This window comes from Pseudomonas paraeruginosa PA7 (genome assembly GCF_000017205.1).
In the GTDB taxonomy this organism is placed as follows: Bacteria; Pseudomonadota; Gammaproteobacteria; order Pseudomonadales; family Pseudomonadaceae; genus Pseudomonas; species Pseudomonas paraeruginosa.
The window spans coordinates 3,375,832-3,392,837 of the sequence record NC_009656.1 but is presented as its reverse complement, the minus strand read 5'-3'; the positions used below and the strand labels follow the sequence as shown (position 1 = coordinate 3,392,837).

The 17,006-nt window shown below is 68.2% G+C and carries 13 protein-coding genes and 1 pseudogene; 4 read left to right on the top strand and 10 right to left on the bottom strand.

Annotated elements, in window-relative coordinates; genetic code table 11:
- Positions 1-20: 20 nt before the first annotated feature.
- From liuD to PSPA7_RS15560, 5 genes are all read right to left on the bottom strand, one after another.
- Complete coding sequence (gene liuD, locus PSPA7_RS15580) at positions 21-1,988, bottom strand: methylcrotonyl-CoA carboxylase subunit alpha (protein WP_012076023.1); 1,968 nt, start codon at positions 1,986-1,988, stop codon at positions 21-23.
- Positions 1,985-2,782, bottom strand: coding sequence for a gamma-carboxygeranoyl-CoA hydratase (locus PSPA7_RS15575; RefSeq protein WP_003088598.1), 798 nt, complete (start codon positions 2,780-2,782; stop codon positions 1,985-1,987). Before PSPA7_RS15575 ends, liuD begins: the two co-directional genes overlap by 4 nt.
- 13 nt (positions 2,783-2,795) lie before the next feature.
- Complete coding sequence (gene liuB / locus PSPA7_RS15570; protein ID WP_012076022.1) at positions 2,796-4,403, bottom strand: methylcrotonyl-CoA carboxylase subunit beta; 1,608 nt, start codon at positions 4,401-4,403, stop codon at positions 2,796-2,798.
- A gap of 120 nt (positions 4,404-4,523) precedes the next feature.
- Positions 4,524-5,687, bottom strand: coding sequence for an isovaleryl-CoA dehydrogenase (gene liuA, locus PSPA7_RS15565; RefSeq protein ID WP_003152948.1), 1,164 nt, complete (start codon positions 5,685-5,687; stop codon positions 4,524-4,526).
- Between the two features lie 48 nt (positions 5,688-5,735).
- On the bottom strand, positions 5,736-6,140 hold the full coding sequence (locus tag PSPA7_RS15560; RefSeq protein WP_012076021.1) for a MerR family transcriptional regulator: 405 nt from the start codon (positions 6,138-6,140) through the stop codon (positions 5,736-5,738).
- Positions 6,141-6,328: 188 nt separating this feature from the next.
- Between PSPA7_RS15560 and PSPA7_RS15555 the strand changes: the two genes are divergently transcribed.
- Complete coding sequence (locus PSPA7_RS15555) at positions 6,329-7,258, top strand: SdiA-regulated domain-containing protein (RefSeq protein ID WP_003152950.1); 930 nt, start codon at positions 6,329-6,331, stop codon at positions 7,256-7,258.
- 9 nt (positions 7,259-7,267) lie between these two features.
- On the opposite strand, the gene oprA is transcribed toward PSPA7_RS15555, so the two are convergent.
- Genes oprA through mexX form a run of 3 tightly spaced genes read right to left on the bottom strand, consistent with a single transcriptional unit; the run spans position 7,268 to position 13,014 of the window.
- Positions 7,268-8,671: a multidrug efflux transporter outer membrane subunit OprA gene (gene oprA / locus PSPA7_RS15550; RefSeq protein WP_012076019.1), complete on the bottom strand. Its 1,404-nt coding sequence runs from the start codon at positions 8,669-8,671 to the stop codon at positions 7,268-7,270.
- Positions 8,671-11,808 carry a multidrug efflux RND transporter permease subunit MexY gene (gene mexY, locus PSPA7_RS15545; RefSeq protein WP_012076018.1) on the bottom strand — a complete coding sequence of 1,046 codons (3,138 nt, stop codon included), beginning with the start codon at positions 11,806-11,808 and terminating at the stop codon, positions 8,671-8,673. The genes oprA and mexY overlap by 1 nt, the downstream gene beginning before the upstream one ends.
- A gap of 15 nt (positions 11,809-11,823) precedes the next feature.
- Positions 11,824-13,014 carry a multidrug efflux RND transporter periplasmic adaptor subunit MexX gene (gene mexX / locus PSPA7_RS15540; RefSeq protein WP_012076017.1) on the bottom strand — a complete coding sequence of 397 codons (1,191 nt, stop codon included), beginning with the start codon at positions 13,012-13,014 and terminating at the stop codon, positions 11,824-11,826.
- Between the two features lie 165 nt (positions 13,015-13,179).
- Here mexX and mexZ point away from each other — a divergent pair.
- Positions 13,180-13,802, top strand: a pseudogene (gene mexZ / locus PSPA7_RS15535) (efflux pump transcriptional repressor MexZ).
- A gap of 6 nt (positions 13,803-13,808) precedes the next feature.
- Here the strand turns inward: mexZ and PSPA7_RS15530 are convergent.
- Complete coding sequence (locus PSPA7_RS15530) at positions 13,809-14,033, bottom strand: DUF3203 family protein (RefSeq protein ID WP_003154814.1); 225 nt, start codon at positions 14,031-14,033, stop codon at positions 13,809-13,811.
- A gap of 152 nt (positions 14,034-14,185) precedes the next feature.
- Here PSPA7_RS15530 and PSPA7_RS15525 point away from each other — a divergent pair, with 152 nt between their 5' ends.
- Both PSPA7_RS15525 and galU read left to right on the top strand, forming a co-directional pair.
- Entirely contained in the window at positions 14,186-15,547 is a 1,362-nt protein-coding gene (locus PSPA7_RS15525; protein ID WP_012076015.1) for a UDP-glucose 6-dehydrogenase, read from the top strand.
- Positions 15,548-15,594: 47 nt separating this feature from the next.
- A complete protein-coding gene (galU, locus tag PSPA7_RS15520; RefSeq protein WP_003088639.1) occupies positions 15,595-16,434 on the top strand; it encodes a UTP--glucose-1-phosphate uridylyltransferase GalU in 840 nt (279 codons plus the stop codon).
- A gap of 143 nt (positions 16,435-16,577) precedes the next feature.
- Here galU and PSPA7_RS15515 read toward each other — a convergent pair whose 3' ends face one another.
- On the bottom strand, positions 16,578-17,000 hold the full coding sequence (locus tag PSPA7_RS15515; protein ID WP_012076014.1) for a VOC family protein: 423 nt from the start codon (positions 16,998-17,000) through the stop codon (positions 16,578-16,580).
- Positions 17,001-17,006: the final 6 nt, after the last annotated feature.

Here is a 17,006-nt window from a genome sequence, read left to right as displayed (position 1 = left end):
GCTGTTCCTCGTCTTGGCTGTCAGGCCTGGTTCTCGTCCAGCTCCACCAGCGGCGTGCCTTCCTCGACCAGTTCGCCCTCGCTGCAATACAGCGCCTTCACCACCCCGGCATGGGGCGCGCGGATGCTGTGTTCCATTTTCATCGCCTCCAGCACCACCAGGGCGGCGCCGGCTTCGACCGTCTGGCCGGGCTCGACCAGGACCCGCACGATACTGCCGTTCATCGGCGCGCTCAAACCGCCCTGGTGGGCATGGGCGGCCTCGGCCTCGGCGATCGGGTCGACGGCTTCGATGGTCAGCAGTTCGCCAGCCCATTCGAGGAACAGCTGGGAACCGCGGCGCAAAGCCGTCGAGCGACGGGTGACGCCATCCACCAGGCTGACCAGGTCGTCGCCATCGAGGCGGTACTGGCTGGGGCTGGCGTGGCGCAGGCGGACGCAACGGCGTTCGTCGCGGCAGCGCAGCACCAGGTCCGACTCCCGCGCCAGGGCGCTGCGCCAGCCGTCGTTGCGGCTCCACGGCGAATGCGGGTCGTCGTCGCGGCGGTAGCCGGCTTCGCTCTGCAACCAGGCTTCGGCGGCGGCCTGCCAGAAATGCTCCGGCAACGGCTCTGGCGCCGGCAGCAGGTCGGCTTCGTGGCGGGCGATGAAACCGGTGTCCAGTTCGGCGGCGGCGAATGCCGGATGGCCGAGGATGCGGCGGAGGAACGCCAGGTTGCTGCGCACGCCGCCGACCGAGGTTTCCGCCAGCATCGCCAGCAGGCGCTGGCGGGCTTCCTCGCGGGTTTCGCCCCAGGCGATCAGCTTGGCCAGCATCGGGTCGTAGAACGGCGAGACCTCGTCGCCTTCGCGTACCCCGCTGTCGATCCGCCGGCCGGGGCCGGCGGCCGCTTCGCGGTATAGCGCCAGGCGGCCGCTGGCGGGAAGGAAGCCGCCCTCGGGGTCTTCCGCGTAGAGCCGTACTTCGATGGCGTGGCCGTTCAGCGGCACCTGTTCCTGCGTCAGCGGCAGCGCCTCGCCGCGAGCGACGCGGATCTGCCAGGCGACCAGGTCGAGGCCGGTGATGGCCTCGGTGACCGGGTGCTCGACCTGCAGGCGGGTGTTCATTTCCATGAAGAAGAACTGGCCACGTTCGTCGAGGAGGAATTCGACGGTACCGGCGCCGACGTAGCCGATCGCCTGCGCCGCGCGTACCGCGGCCTCGCCCATGGCCCGGCGCAGTTCCGCGCCGAGACCGGGAGCGGGGGCTTCCTCGACGACCTTCTGGTGGCGGCGCTGGATCGAACAGTCGCGTTCGTTGAGGTACAGGCAGTGGCCGTGGCGGTCGGCGAACACCTGGATCTCCACGTGGCGCGGCTTGAGCAGGTATTTCTCCACCAGCATCCGCGCGTCGCCGAAGGCGGCCTTGGCCTCGCGCTGGGCGGAGGAGAGGGCCTCGGCCAGCTCGGCCTCGCGCTCCACCACCTTCATGCCCTTGCCGCCGCCGCCAGCGGCGGCCTTGAGCAGCACCGGGTAGCCGATCCGCCCGGCTTCCCGGCGGAAGGTCTCGAGGTCCTGGGCTTCGCCGTGGTAGCCGGGCACCAGCGGCACCCCGGCGTCTTCCATCAACGCCTTGGCCGCCGACTTGCTGCCCATGGCGTCGATGGCCGCCGCCGGCGGCCCGAGGAAGAGCAGGCCGGCTTCCTCGCAGGCGCGGGCGAAGCCGGCGTTCTCCGAGAGGAAGCCGTAGCCGGGATGGATCGCCTGGGCTCCGCTGGCGAGAGCGGCGGCGATGATCCGGTCGCCGCGCAGGTAGCTGTCGGCGGGCTTGGCGCCGCCCAGGTCGACGGCGATGTCGGCTTCGGCGACGTGGCGGGCGTGGCGGTCGATCTCGCTGTGCACGGCGACGCTGCCGATGCCGAGGGCGCGCGCGCTGCGCATCACCCGGCAGGCGATCTCGCCGCGGTTGGCGACCAGGATGCGCTGGATGCTGCGGTAGTCCGGGCTCATGCGTCGTTTCTCCAGGCGGGCGTGCGTTTCTCCAGGAAGGCGCGCAGGCCTTCCTGGCCTTCCGGGCTGATGCGGATGCGGGCGATGGCCGCTTCGGTGTAGCGGCGTAGCGCCGGGCTCAGTTCGGCGGCCTCGACCTCATGGTAGAGCGCCTTGCAGGCCACCAGGGCGCGCGGGCTGTTTTGCAGCAGGTTGGCGATCCAGGCCTCGGCCTGGCTTTCCAGTTCGGCGGCGGGACAGCTTTCGCTGAGCAGGCCAAGTTCGCTGGCGCGGCGTCCGTCGAAGCGCTCGGCGGTCAGCGAATAGCGTCGCGCGGCGCGCTGGCCGATGGCCTTGACCACGAACGGGGCGATGGTCGCCGGGATCAGGCCGATGCGTACCTCGGATAGGCAGAAGGTCGCGTCGTCGCTGCCGATGGCCATGTCGCAGCAACTGACCAGGCCGACCCCGCCGCCGAACACCGCGCCCTGGACCACCGCCAGGGTCGGCTTGGGCAGGTTGTAGAGGTGGGTCATGAGTTCGGCGATACGCTGGGCGTCGGCCAGGTTGCCCTGGTAGTCGAGGTCCACCGACTGCTGCATCCAGGCCAGGTCGGCACCGCCGCAGAAGTGCCGGCCACGGCCGCGCAGCACCAGCAGGCGGACCTGCGGGTCGCTGCCGACGCGATCGATGGCCTGCAACAGTTCGTCGATCACGACGGCATTGAAGGCATTGTTCTTTTCCGCCCGGTCCAGCCATAGGGTGGCTACGCCGCGCGGGTCGATCTCAAGCTGGATGGTCTGGAATTCGCTCATGCTGGTCTGCTCGTCACATGCGGAACACGCCGAAGGCGGTCGGCTCGATGGGGGCGTTGAGGGCGGCGGAAAGCGCCAGCGCGAGCACCTCGCGGGTCTGCGCCGGATCGATCACGCCGTCGTCCCACAGTCGCGCGCTGGAGTAGTAGGGATGGCCTTGGTGCTCGTACTGCTCGAGGATCGGCGCCTTGATCTTCGCCTCCTCCTCGACGCCGAGCTGCTGGCCGGCGCGCTCGGCCTGCTCGCGCTTGACCTGGGCGAGCACCCCGGCGGCCTGTTCGCCGCCCATCACGCCGATCCTCGCGTTCGGCCACATCCAGAGAAAGCGCGGGTCGTAGGCGCGCCCGCACATGCCGTAGTTGCCGGCGCCGAAGCTGCCGCCGATCAGCACGGTGAACTTCGGCACCCGCGCGCAGGCCACCGCGGTCACCAGCTTGGCGCCGTGCTTGGCGATGCCGCCGGCCTCGTACTTCTGGCCGACCATGAAACCGGTGATGTTCTGCAGGAACAGCAGCGGGATGCCGCGCTGGCAGGCCAGTTCGATGAAGTGCGCGCCTTTCTGCGCGGCCTCGGCGAAGAGGATGCCGTTGTTGGCCAGGATCGCGATCGGATAGCCGTGCAGGTGGGCGAAGCCGCAGACCAGGGTGGTGCCGAACAGCGCCTTGAACTCGTCGAACTCGGAGCCGTCCACCAGCCGTGCGATCACTTCGCGCACGTCGTAGGGCTGCTTGCTGTCGGTGGGAATCACCCCGTACAGCTCCTCGGCGGGGTACAGCGGCGCGCGCGGTGCATGGCATTGCAGCCGGCCCTGCTTGCGCCAGTTGAGGTTGGCGACGCAGCGGCGGGCGATGGCCAGGGCATGGTCGTCGTCCTCGGCATAGTGGTCGGCAACCCCGGAGACCTTGCAGTGCACGTCGGCGCCGCCAAGCTCCTCGGCGCTGACCACCTCGCCGGTGGCGGCCTTCACCAGCGGCGGCCCGGCGAGGAAGATGGTGGCCTGTTCGCGCACCATCACGGTTTCGTCGCACATCGCCGGTACGTAGGCCCCGCCGGCGGTGCAGGAGCCCATCACCACGGCGATCTGCGGGATGCCACGGGCACTCAGGTTGGCCTGGTTGAAGAAGATCCGGCCGAAGTGCTCGCGATCGGGGAACACCTCGTCCTGGCGCGGCAGGTTGGCGCCGCCGGAGTCCACCAGGTAGATGCACGGCAGGCGGTTCTCCAGGGCAATGGCCTGGGCGCGCAGGTGCTTCTTCACGGTCAGCGGGTAGTAGGTGCCGCCTTTCACCGTGGCGTCGTTGCCGACGATCATGCATTCCACCCCTTCGACCCGGCCGATGCCGGCGACGATGCCGGCGGCGGCGACGTCTTCGCCGTAGACTTGGTGGGCGGCGAGCGCGGAAAGCTCGAGGAACGGCGAGCCGGGGTCGAGCAGGCGGTTGATGCGTTCGCGCACCAGCAGCTTGCCGCGCGCGCTGTGCCGGGCCTGGGCGGCGCTACCGCCGCCTTCGTGGATGCGGCCGAGGAGGGTGCGCAGGTCGTTGACCTGTTCCAGCATGGTCGCGGCGTTGGCCGCGAACTCGGCGGAGCGTGGGTTGATCTGGGTGTGCAGGATGGCCATGGCGGCGGCTCCGTGTCGAGGTGGCCGGAACCGGCTTGCGCCGGTTCCGGCCTGGCGATGCGCCTGTCGATGCAATGGAATGCCTTCTCCCTTCCGGGAAAGGGCCGCGGAAGCCAGGCTTCAGCGGGTTTCGTTGAACAGCTCGCGGCCGATCAGCATGCGGCGGATCTCGCTGGTGCCGGCGCCGATCTCGTAGAGCTTGGCGTCGCGCAGCAGGCGGCCGGTGGAAAACTCGTTGATGTAGCCGTTGCCGCCGAGGATCTGGATCGCGTCCAGGGCCATCTGGGTGGCGCGCTCGGCGCTGTAGAGGATCACTCCGGCGGCATCCTTGCGGGTGGTCTCGCCGCGGTCGCAGGCGGCGGCCACCGCGTACAGGTAGGCGCGGCTGGCGTTGAGGCTGGTGTACATGTCGGCGACCTTGCCCTGGACCAGTTGGAACTCGCCGATGCTCTGGCCGAACTGGCGGCGGTCGTGGATATAGGGCACCACCACGTCCATGCAGGCCTGCATGATTCCCACCGGGCCGCCGGAAAGCACCACGCGTTCGTAGTCGAGGCCGCTCATCAGCACCTTGACCCCGCCGTTGACCGCGCCGAGGACGTTTTCCTCGGGCACCTCGACGTCCTGGAAGATCAGCTCGCAGGTGTTCGAGCCGCGCATGCCCAGCTTGTCCAGCTTCGGCCCGCGGCTGAAGCCTTTCCAGTCGCGTTCGACGATGAACGCGGTGATCCCGTGCGCGCCCTTGTCCATGTCGGTCTTGGCGTAGATCACGTAGGTATGGGCGTCGGGACCGTTGGTGATCCACATCTTGCTGCCGTTGAGAACGAAGCGATCGCCGACGCGGTCGGCGCGCAGCTTCATCGACACCACGTCGGAGCCGGCGTTGGGTTCGCTCATCGCCAGCGCGCCGATATGCTCGCCGGAGACCAGTGCCGGCAGGTAGCGGGCCTTCTGTTCGGCGTTGCCGTTGCGCTTGATCTGGTTGACGCAGAGGTTGGAGTGCGCGCCATAGGACAGCGCCACCGAGGCCGAGGCCCGGCTGATCTCCTCCATGACCACGGCGTGGGCCAGGTAGCCCAGCGCCGAACCGCCGTACTCCTCGTCGACGGTGATGCCGAGCAGGCCCATCTCGCCGAACTTGCGCCACATGTCCATGGGGAACTGGTTGTCCTGGTCGATCTGCGCGGCGCGCGGCTGCAACTCGGCGGCGGCGAAGCCGCGAACCTGGTCGCGGAGCATGTCGATGGTTTCGCCGAGGGCGAAGTTGAGGCTGGGGTAGGTCATGCTTTCACCTGTAATTGTGCTTGTCCGGTTTAAAGCTTCGGATTAAGTTTAAGAAGTAACCTTATGTTTGATATCGGTTTTCATCAGCGCGGCGCGGCAGCGCTCTTCGGCGGTGTCGAGTTCCAGCTGCATCTGTTCGATATCCAGCAGCTGCTGTTCCAGCTGGGCGCGTCGCTCGGCGATCTTTTCCAGCATGGTGTTCAACTGTTTCTGGTTGCCGCTGCTCGGGTCCGGGTCGTAGAGCTCGATCAGCTCGCGGCACTCGGCGAGGGAAAAGCCGATGCGCTTGCCGCGCAGGATCAGCTTCAGGCTGACCTTGTCGCGCGGCGAGTAGATACGTTCCAGGCCGCGCCGCTCGGGAGAGAGCATGCCTTGCTCCTCATAGAAGCGGATGGCGCGGGTGGTGATGTCCAGCTCGCGGGCGAGATCGGAAATGGTGTAGGTGGTGGACATGCGCGGGGCACCTGCTCGTTTACCTTTACGTTAACGTAAAGATGTGCCGGTTTTCTGTCAACGGCCCGCGCCGGGAAAAATGACAAGCATGAAAGATGCTTGTCAGAAAGATTTAACCTGCTCCTCATGAAAGGACACGGATGGCTCTGTTCTGCTTCACCGAACGCGTTTTTTCCGGAGGAGTCGTGATGAGTCGGCTGGTGTCCTACAGGGTGGTCCTGGCCTGCCTGCTCGCCGCATTGTCTGCGGCGCTCGTGGCGGCCCAGCAGCAGCGCACGTTCGAGCGTATCTGGTTCAAGCTGGAACAGCGCCATGGCGACGTCGCAGGGCGGGAGCGGGCGCTGGGTCTGGCCGACTTCCGGGTCGACATCGAGGCCCGCGTGCTCGGCGCCGAAGCCAACGTCTCGGCGCTGTCCTTCGACCCGGACCGGCGCAGCCTGGTCAGCGTGACCAACCAGGACCCGCACTTCCTCGAACTGTCGCTGGACGGTGAGCTGTTGCGGCGCATTCCGCTGCGTGGTTTCCGGGACCCGGAGGCCATCGAATACGTCCGTCCCGGTGTCTACGTGGTGGCCGAGGAGCGCCGCCAGCGCCTGGTGGAAATCCATGTGGATGCCGGCGCGCGGGAGATCCATATCGACGACCCGCGCAACGCCCGCAAGCTCTCGCTGGGGCTGGAAAGCAAACGCAACAAGGGTTTCGAGGGGCTGGCCTACGACCCGTTGCGCCAGCGCCTGTTCGTGGCCCGGGAAAAGGCGCCGGTGGGTATCATCGAGGTCAACGGTTTCTTCAACGACCGCGGCGAGGCGCTCGACCTGAGCGTTGGCGGCGACCCGCGGCGCGATCGCGGGCTGTTCCTCACCGACCTCTCCAGCCTCTACTATCACAAGGCCAGCGATCACCTGCTGGTGCTCTCCGACGAGTCGCGCCTGGTCATCGAACTGGATCGCGCCGGGCGCCCGCTCGGAGGCCTGACCCTGCGCGCCGGCAACCACGGCCTGGCGGACGACGTGCCGCAGGCCGAGGGGCTGGCGATGGATGATCGGGGGAATCTGTACCTGGTCAGCGAACCCAACCTGTTCTACCGCTTCAGCCGTCCGTTGCGGGCGGGCCGCTAGGTGGGCGTCTCAGCCTTGCGACCAGCCGCCGCCGAGGGCGCGATAGAGGGCGACGCCATTGTTCAGGCGCAGGCCCCGCAGGTGGATCAGTTGCTGTTCCGAGTCGAACAGGCTGCGCTGGGCGTCGAGCATTTCCAGGTAATTGGCGACACCCTTGGCATAGCGCTTGCGTACCAGTTGCAGGCGTTCACGGTCGGCGTCGCGGACAGCGCGCTGCGCGCGCAGCTGGAGCTCCAGCTGGTCGCCGGCGCTGAGCGCGTCGGCGACCTCGCGGAAGGCGACCTGGATGCTTTCCTCGTAGCGGTTGACGGCGATGTCCTTGCGCACTTCGGCGAGGTCGAGATTGGCGCGGTTGCGTCCGCCGTCGAAGATCGGCAGGGTCATCTGCGGGCTGAAGGTCCAGACCCGGCTGCCGCCCCTGAACAGGCCGTGCAGGCCTGAACTGGCCGAGCCCAGGTCGGTGCTCAGGCGCAGGCTCGGGAAGAACGCCGCGCGCGCCGCGCCGATGTTGGCGTTGGCCGCGCGCAGTTGTTGTTCGGCCTGGCGGATGTCCGGACGCCGCGCGAGCAGCTCCGAGGGCAGTCCGGCGGGCAGTGGCTGCAGCTGGAGGTGTTCCAGGTCCAGCTGGCTATCCTGCCAGTCGCCGGTGAAGTCGCCGAGCAGCAGCTGCAGGCCGCTGACCGCCTGGCTGCGTTCGCGAACCAGCGCGGCGTGGGTGGCGCGGGCGCTTTCCACCAGCATTTCCTCGCTGCGCAGGTCGATGCGCGTGCTCATCCCGGCGGCGTAGCGCTTGCGCACCAGCGCCAGGCCGTTTTCGCGCGCGTGCAGGGTGCGTTCCGCCAGCCGTTGCTGTGCGTACAGCGCCCGTTCCTGCACGTAGCCGCCGGCGACCTCGGCGATCAGGGCGATCCGCGCGCTGCGCTGGGCCTCCTCGCTGGCCAGGTAGTCGGCCAGGGCGGCGTCGCCGAGGTTTTTCACCCGGCCGAAGAAGTCCAGCTCGAAGGCGCTGATGCCGGCTGCGACCCGATAGCGCTGTTCGACCTGGCCGGCCTCGCGGGTTTCGCCGCGCATGCGCTCGCGCTCGTAGCGACCGCTGGCCTCCAGCGTCGGCAAGCGCTCCGAGGCCTGTACGCCATATAGCGCGCGGGCTTCCTCGATGCGCAGGGCGGCGACGCGCAGGTTGCGGTTGTGCTCCAGGGCCTGGCCGATCATCTGGCGCAGCACCGGGTCGGTGAACTGTTGTTGCCAGTCGTCCAGCCTGGCCCGGTCGCCAGCCTGCTGGCTCGCCGGGACGGCCGGATAGGCCGTCGGGATCGGCGCCTCCGGGCGCTGGTAGCGGGGCGCCAGCGAACAGGCGCCGAGCAGGCCCAGGCACAGCGCCAGGGAGGAGGCCGAGAGTTTCGAAAGGGGCATCAGGTCAGCTCCGTTGGGGTATTGGCCGACGCATCGGCGCGAGGCGCCTTGCGCAGCCGGAACAGGCGGCCGACCACCAGGAAGAACAGCGGCACCAGGAACACCGCGAGCACGGTGGCGGTGACTATCCCGCCGAGCACCCCGGTGCCGATGGCGATCTGGGCGCCGGAACCGGCGCCGCTCGAGAGCGCCAGCGGGATCACCCCGAAACCGAAGGCCAGCGAGGTCATGACGATCGGCCGCAGGCGCAGGCGCGCGGCTTCCAGGGTCGCCTGCAGCAGGTCCATGCCTTCCTGGTAATGGTCCTTGGCCACCTCGATGATGAGGATGGCGTTCTTCGCCGAGAGGCCGATGATGGTGATCAGGCCGACCTTGAAGTAGATGTCGTTGGGCAGGCCGCGCAGGCTCACCCCGAGCAGCGCGCCGAGCACGCCCAGCGGCACCACCAGGATCACCGCCAGTGGGATCGACCAGCTCTCGTAGAGGGCGGCCAGGGCGAGGAACACGATCAGCACCGAGAGGGCGAACAGCGCCGGCGCCTGGGCGCCGGACAGGCGTTCCTCGTAGGACTGGCCGGACCACTCGTGGGCGACGCCCTCGGGCAGGCCCTGCATCAGCTGTTCCATCGCCGCCATCGCCTCGCCGCTGCTGTAGCCCGGCGCGGCCTGGCCCTCGAGGTTGAACGAGGGGTAGCCGTTGTAGCGGGTCAGTTGCGGCGGGCCGAGGGTCCAGGCGGCCCTGGCGAACGTCGCCAGCGGGACCATCTCGCCCTGCTCGTTGCGCACGTGCAGCTTGCCGATGTCGTCGATGCTCAGGCGCCTGGCGCCATCGGCCTGGACCACCACCTTGCGCACCTGGCTGCCGTGCATGAAGTCGCCGATGTAGTCCGAGCCGAACATCACGGCCAGGGTGGTGTTGATCTCGTCCATGCTCACCCCGAGGGTCTCCGCCTTGCGCCGGTCGATGTCCAGGCGGATCTGCGGCGCCTCGCCCTGGCCGGCGAACATCACGTTGGCCAGCCGCGGGTCCTCGGCGGCGCGTGCCAGGAGCTGGTCGCGGGCCTTGACCAGGGCGTCGTAGCCGACCCCGCCGCGGTCCTGCAGGCGGAAGTCGAAGCCGCTGGTGGAGCCCAGGTCCGGCAGCGGCGGCGAGTTCATCGCGTACACCGTGCGGTTGGGCAGGCCGGCGAAGCGCTGGTTGATCCGCTCGACGATGGCGCCGACGTGCTGGCTGGCGTCCTGGCGCTCGGACCAGTCCTTCAGGGTGGCGAAGATCATCGCCGAACTGGTGCCGTCGCCGTACAGGCTGAAGCCGCCGACCGCATAGGCGTAGGCCACCGGCTCGTGTTCCGCCAGGTAGCGCTCGACGTCGGCGACGTTGGCCATGGTTTCCGCCATCGGCGTGCCCTCGGGCTGCATCACCATGATCATGAAGTCGCCCTGGTCCTCTTCCGGCAGGAACGCCTGGGGCAGGCGCGCGAAGAGCAGGGCGACCACGCCGATGACCAGGGCGTAGACCAGCATCCAGCGGATCGGCCGGGCGAGAATCCCGCCCACGGCCTTCTGGTAGCGCCCGGTCAGGCGCAGGAAGGTACGGTTGAACCAGCCGAAGAAGCCGCGCTTCTCGTGGTGGCCGGCGTCGAGCGGGCGCAGCAGGGTGGCGCACAGCGCCGGGGTCAAGGACAGCGCGAGGAACGCCGAGAAGCCGATGGACACCGCCAGGGTCACCGCGAACTGGCGGTAGATGTTGCCCACCGCGCCGCTGAAGAAGGCCATCGGCACGAACACCGAGACCAGCACCACGGTGATGCCGACGATCGCCCCGCTGATCTGGCGCATCGCCTTGACTGTGGCGTCGTGCGGCGACAGGCCTTCCTCGGCCATCAGGCGCTCGACGTTCTCCACCACGATGATCGCGTCGTCCACCAGGATGCCGATCGCCAGGACCATGCCGAACATGGTCAGCACGTTGATCGAGAAGCCCAGGCCGAGCATCACCGTGAAGGTGCCGAGCAGGGCAACCGGCACCACCAGCGTCGGGATCAGGGTGGCGCGGAAGTTCTGCATGAACAGGTACATCACGGCGAACACCAGGAGCATTGCCTCGAGCAGGGTGCTGACCACCTTCCTGATCGAAATCTCGACGAACGCCGAGGTGTCGTAGGGAATGTTGTAGCTCACGCCTTCGGGGAAGTAGCGCGACAGCTCGTCGAGGGTGGCGCGGATGCGCTTGGCGGTGGCCACCGCGTTGGAGCCGGGCGCCATCTTCACCGCCAGGCCGGTGGCGGTCATCTGGTTGACCCGCGAGACGAAGCCGTACTCGCTCTGGCCGAACTCGACGCGGGCCACGTCGCGCAGGCGGATCGCGCCGCCATCGGCGCGGATGCGCAGGGGAATCTCGCCGAACTGCTCGGGCGTCACCAGGGTGTCGTCGACCTTCACCGTGGCGCTGATCGGTGCCGAGTCGGGGACCCCGAGGTTGCCGATGTCGCCCACGGTGAGACGGGCGTTGTGCCGGCGCACGGCGTTGACCAGGTCGCTGGCGCTGAGGTTCATCGAGGTCAGCCTGGCCGGGTCCGGCCAGATGCGCATGGCGTACTCGGCGCCCCAGGTCTCGACCTTGCCCACGCCTTCCACCCGGCGCAGCGCCTGGAGCACGTTGGACGAGGCGATCTCGCCCAGCTCCATGGCACCGTAGCGACCGCTGGCGGAGGTGAGGGTGACGATCAGCTGGATGCTGTCCGCCGCTTTCTCCACGTAGATGCCGTCGCGCCGCACCGACTCGGGCAGGCGCGATTCGACGATCTTCAGGCGGTTCTGCACTTCCACCGCGGCGAGGTCGGCGTTCACGCCCTGGCGGAAGGTCAGGGTCAGCGAGGCCTGGCCGGTGCTGCTGGTGGCCTTGGTGTAGAGCAGGCCGGGCGCGCCGTTCATCTCGCGCTCGATGATCGCGGTCAGCGCTTCCTCGACCACCTTGGCCGAGGCGCCGGGATAGCTGGCGCTGACGTTGACCACCGGCGGCGCGATGTCCGGGTACTGGGCGACCGGAAGGAAGCGGATCGCCAGGATCCCGGCGAGCACGATCAGCAGGGAAACCACCCAGGCGAAGACCGGCCGGTCAATGAAGAAACGAGCCATTCGTAGTGTTCTCCGTCACTGGCCCGCCGGCGAGGCGGCCAGCGGTGAGGGGGCGCCGGCGCTGGCCGGCTGGCGGACCACCGCCTGTACGCTGGAACCGGCGGCATGCTGGGCGGCGTTCTCGACGATCACCCGTTCGCCGCCCTTGAGCCCGCGGCTGACGATCCAGTCGCGGCCCTGCAGGGTGTCGGCGTGGACTTCCACGTCTTCCACCACTCCCTGTGGATTGACCACCTTGACCACGGCGGACTGGGCGGTGCGGATCAGCGCGTCGCGCGGGACAGTGATCGCCTGCGGGTTCACTGCGCGCTGCAAGCGCACCTGCACGTAGCCACCCGGCAGCAATTCGCGATGCGGATTGCGGAACAGGGCGCGCATGGCGATGGTGTCGGTGCCGGGATCCACCGCCAGGTCGGAGAACAGCAGCTCGCCGGCCAGCGGGTACTCGCTGCCGTCGGCCAGGACCAGGCGCACGGCGATGTCCTTGTCGGCGACGCCCTGCACCTGGCCCTCGCGGATCGCCCGTTGCATGGCGGCGACTTCGCCGGCCGGCTGGGAAAAGTTCACGTAGATCGGATCGATCTGCTCGACGCGGGTCAGCGGCGTCGGCGAGTCCTCGCCGACCAGCGCGCCTTCGGTGACCAGCGCGCGTCGCGCGCGTCCGTCGATCGGCGCGGTTACCGTGGCGTAGCCCAGGCGCAGGCGGGCCTGCTCCAGCTCGGCCCTGGCCGAGGCGATCTGCGCCAGGCTCTGCCGTGCGTCGGTCTGCGCCTCGGTGTACTCGCGTTCGCTGATGGCGCGGTCCTTGACCAGGTCGGCGTAGCGCTTGAGCTTGTCGGCCGCCGCCGCGTGGCTGGCCTCGGCCCGCGCCAGGGCGCCGCGGCTGATGTCGAGGGCGGCCTTCAGCGGCGCCGGGTCGATCTGGAACAGCACGGTGCCGGCGCGAACATCCTGGCCCTCCTCGTACAGGCGGCGGGTGACGATGCCGGCGACCCGCGCGCGTACCTCGGCCTGGCGGTAGGCCTCGAGGCGGCCGGGCAGTTCGCTGGTGATGCCGATCGGCGCCGGTTTCGCCACGATCACCCCGACTTCGGCGGGAGCGTCCGTGGCCTTCTCGGCTTCCGGAGCCTTGTCGCAGCCCAGCAGGAATAGGGCGACCAGGGTCGCCAGCAGCCCGCGCAGCGAGCCGGTCCATTGGATGTGCATGGATGTCCCTCGGATTCATGAGTCTGTGGGCGTGCCCGGGAATGGGCGGTGCAACCCACGAGCGGCGCGACAGTAGCATATAATCAGTCATGAGTGATTGATTAATTGGCGTTTCTGTAACATATCCTTATGATTTGCGGCGCCTTTCCCTTGTGAGGACGTTCAGTGGCCAGAAAAACCAAAGAGGAATCCCAGAAGACCCGCGACGGCATACTCGACGCCGCCGAGCGGGTCTTCCTGGAAAAGGGCGTGGGCAACACTGCCATGGCCGACCTGGCGGATGCCGCCGGGGTTTCTCGCGGAGCGGTCTATGGCCACTACAAGAACAAGATCGAGGTCTGCCTGGCGATGTGCGACCGGGCCTTCGCCCGCATCGAGGTGGCGCGGACGTGCCGGCGCTGGATATCCTCCTGCGCGCCGGCATGGGCTTCCTTCGCCAGTGCTGCGAGCCCGGGTCGGTGCAACGGGTGCTGGAGATCCTCTATCTCAAGTGCGAGCGCAGCGACGAGAACGAGCCGCTGCTGCGCCGGCGCGAACTGCTCGAGAAGCAGGGCCAGCGCCTGGGCCTGCGCCTGATCCGCCGGGCGGTGGCGCAGGGCGAACTGCCGGCGCGGCTCGACGTCGAGCTGGCCAGCGTCTACCTGCAATCCTTGTGGGACGGGGTCTGCGGCACCCTGGCCTGGACCGAGCGGTTGCGCAACGATCCCTGGAACCGCGCCGAACGCCTGTTCCGCGCCGGCATCGACAGCCTGCGCGGTTCTCCCCACCTGTTGCGCGCCGAGGCCTGACGCCGCTCAGTCGTCCGCCATCAGGTGTCGGCGCTGGTCCTCGGCGCCGGCCACCACCAGCCGCTGGGCATCTTCCTCGCTGATGTGCAGGCGCCTGCCGTCGATGTAGAGCACCGACAGGCGAGCCTCGGCGTCGGTGCCGACGCGCAGGCTGTCGATCGCCGCGCGATGCCGGCTGCCTTCGATCTCGACGCTGCAGACGCCTTGATCCGAATCGATTTCGATGGCCATGGGAGCCTCCTGTTTTTTTTGCTCACTCTGGGTGGACCGTGGATGGCCGTCCCGGGTTCTGTCACAGCAGCTTCATGGTCTGGTCATGAGCCTGCCACCGCGCTTGGCTGCAATCATCGGCAGAGACGGCGAGGCCAGCGGAGGACGACGCGATGCGGCTATGCGTGATTGGGGCGGGCTATGTGGGGCTGGTGACGGCGGCCTGTTTCGCCGAAATGGGCAACCAGGTGTGCTGCGTGGAGCGCGACCGCGAGCGGGTCGCGCGACTGCGGCGCGGCGAAACGCCTATCTACGAACCGGGCCTGGAGAATATCCTGCGCGACCAGCTGGAGGCCGCGCGCCTGACCTTCACCACCAGCCTCGCGCAAGGCCTGGTGGATGCCGAGGTGGTCTTCATCGCCGTCGGCACGCCCTGCGGCGAGGATGGCTCCGCCGACCTCAGCCATGTGCTGGCGGTAGCCGAGGAACTGGGCGCACAGCTACGCCAGGACTGCATCGTGGTGAACAAGTCGACCGTGCCGGTGGGCACCGCCGAGCGGGTCGAAGAGATCATCCGCCTGGGCCTGGCGCGTCGGCGCAAGCGCTTCAGGGTGGCGGTGGCGAGCAATCCGGAATTCCTCAAGGAAGGTTCGGCGGTGGACGACTTCATGCGCCCGGACCGGGTCATCATCGGCAGCGCCGAGGCGCAGGCCGGCGAGACCCTGCGCCAGCTCTACGCACCGTTCCTGCGCAACCACGAGCGGGTCCTGCTGATGGGACGCCGCGAGGCGGAGTTCAGCAAGTACGCGGCCAACGCCTTCCTCGCCACGAAGATTTCCTTCATGAACGAGATGGCCGGGCTGTGCAGTCTCACCGGCGTCGATATCGAGGAGGTGCGCCGTGGCATGGGCAGCGACAGGCGCATCGGCACCCATTTCATCTATGCCGGCTGCGGCTACGGCGGCTCCTGCTTTCCCAAGGATGTCCGCGCGCTGATCCGCAGCGCCGAGCGGCAGGGGTTCGACAGCGCGATCCTGCGCGCCGTGGAAGCGCGCAACGCGCGGCAGAAGGAACTGCTCTTCGAGACCCTCGGCGAGCTGTTCCAGGGCCGCTGGCAGGGGCGCACCGTGGCGCTCTGGGGGCTGGCCTTCAAGCCGGGGACCGACGACCTGCGCGAGGCGCCGAGCCTGGTCCTGCTGGACGCGCTGCTGCGCCACGGGGTGAGGGTCAGGGCCCATGACCCGGTGGCCAACGCCGGGGTCGCCGCGCGCTATCCGCAGGCGCTGGCCTGCGCCCAGTTGACCCTGCACGACTCGCCCTATGTGGCGGTAGAGGGCGCCGACGCCCTGGTTCTGGTGACCGAATGGAAACAGTTCCGCCAGCCGGACTTCGAGAAAATCCGCGGATCCATGCGAACTCCCCTGTTGGTCGACGGTCGGAATCTCTACGCGCCGGCGCGGATGGCGGAACTGGGCTTCATCTACCAGGGCATAGGACGTCCAAGGGCCGGGCATTGTAAGGCGAGCGCAGCCTGATTAGACTGCGCGCCATCCGCATACTTCGTCCATGTCGAAGGATTCTCATGATCAAGAAATGTCTTTTCCCGGCCGCCGGCTACGGTACCCGTTTCCTCCCGGCCACCAAGGCCATGCCCAAGGAAATGCTGCCGGTGGTGAACAAGCCGCTGATCCAGTACGCGGTGGAGGAGGCGCTGGAGGCCGGCCTTTCCGAAATCGGCATCGTCACCGGGCGCGGCAAGCGCTCCCTGGAAGACCACTTCGACATCAGCTACGAGCTGGAGCACCAGATCCGCAACACCGACAAGGAAAAGTACCTCGTTGGCATCCGCCGGCTGATCGACGAGTGCACCTTCGCCTACACCCGCCAGGTCGAGATGAAGGGCCTCGGCCATGCGATCCTCACCGGCCGTCCGCTGATCGGCGACGAGCCGTTCGCCGTGGTCCTTGCCGACGACCTGTGCCTGAACCTGGAAGGCGACAGTGTGCTGAAGCAGATGGTCAAGCTGTACAACCAGTTCCGCTGCTCCATCGTGGCGATCCAGGAAGTGCCGCCGGAGGAAACCAACAAGTACGGCGTGATCGCCGGCGAGATGATCCGCGACGACATCTTCCGGGTGAACACCATGGTCGAGAAACCGAAGCCGGAAGAAGCACCGTCGAACCTGGCGATCATCGGCCGCTACATCCTGACCCCGGATATCTTCGACCTGATCGAGCAGACCGAGCCGGGCAAGGGTGGCGAGATCCAGATCACCGACGCCCTGATGAAGCAGGCCCAGGACGGCTGCGTGCTGGCCTACAAGTTCAAGGGCAAGCGTTTCGACTGCGGCAGCGCCGAGGGCTACATCGAGGCGACCAACTTCTGCTACGAAAACCTCTACAAGACCGGCAAGGCTCACTGAGCCTCGCCGTTCCCGATGAAAAACGCCGCGTCCCCGATGGGGGCGCGGCGTTTTTCGTATGGGGCGAACGGCCATGGGGGGTATCCGCCCTACGTGAGCTGTCGGCGGGCGTGGCCCAGGCCAGGCGGCACCTCCGCGCCCGGTCAGGGAATCGGCAGCGCCTCGGAACCCGGGCCCAGCGGCTGGCCGTAGCTGAACTCCACGTAGTTGCCCGCGGGATCGCGCAGGCCGCAGTAGTAGCCGACCGGATAGGGCTCGTCGCGCGGCGCCCAGACCAGGCAGCCGGCGGCCTCGGCGCGGCGTGCCAGATCGTCTACCGCGGCGCGGCTGGGGAGGGCGAAGCCGAAGTGGCTGTAGTCGTCGCTGGCGAGGTTGCGCGGCTGGCCGCCGGGCATGATGACGAAGATGAAGCGCTGTTCCTGGCCGGGTTCGGCCATCCAGACGATCTGCGAGCCTTTGCCGGGGCGCCGGTGGATCACCCGCATGCCGCAGAAGGTTTCGTAGAAGGCGATGCAGGCGTCGAGGTCGGGGACGTGCAGCGCCAGGTGGGTGAGGGTGGGGGACATCGCGCT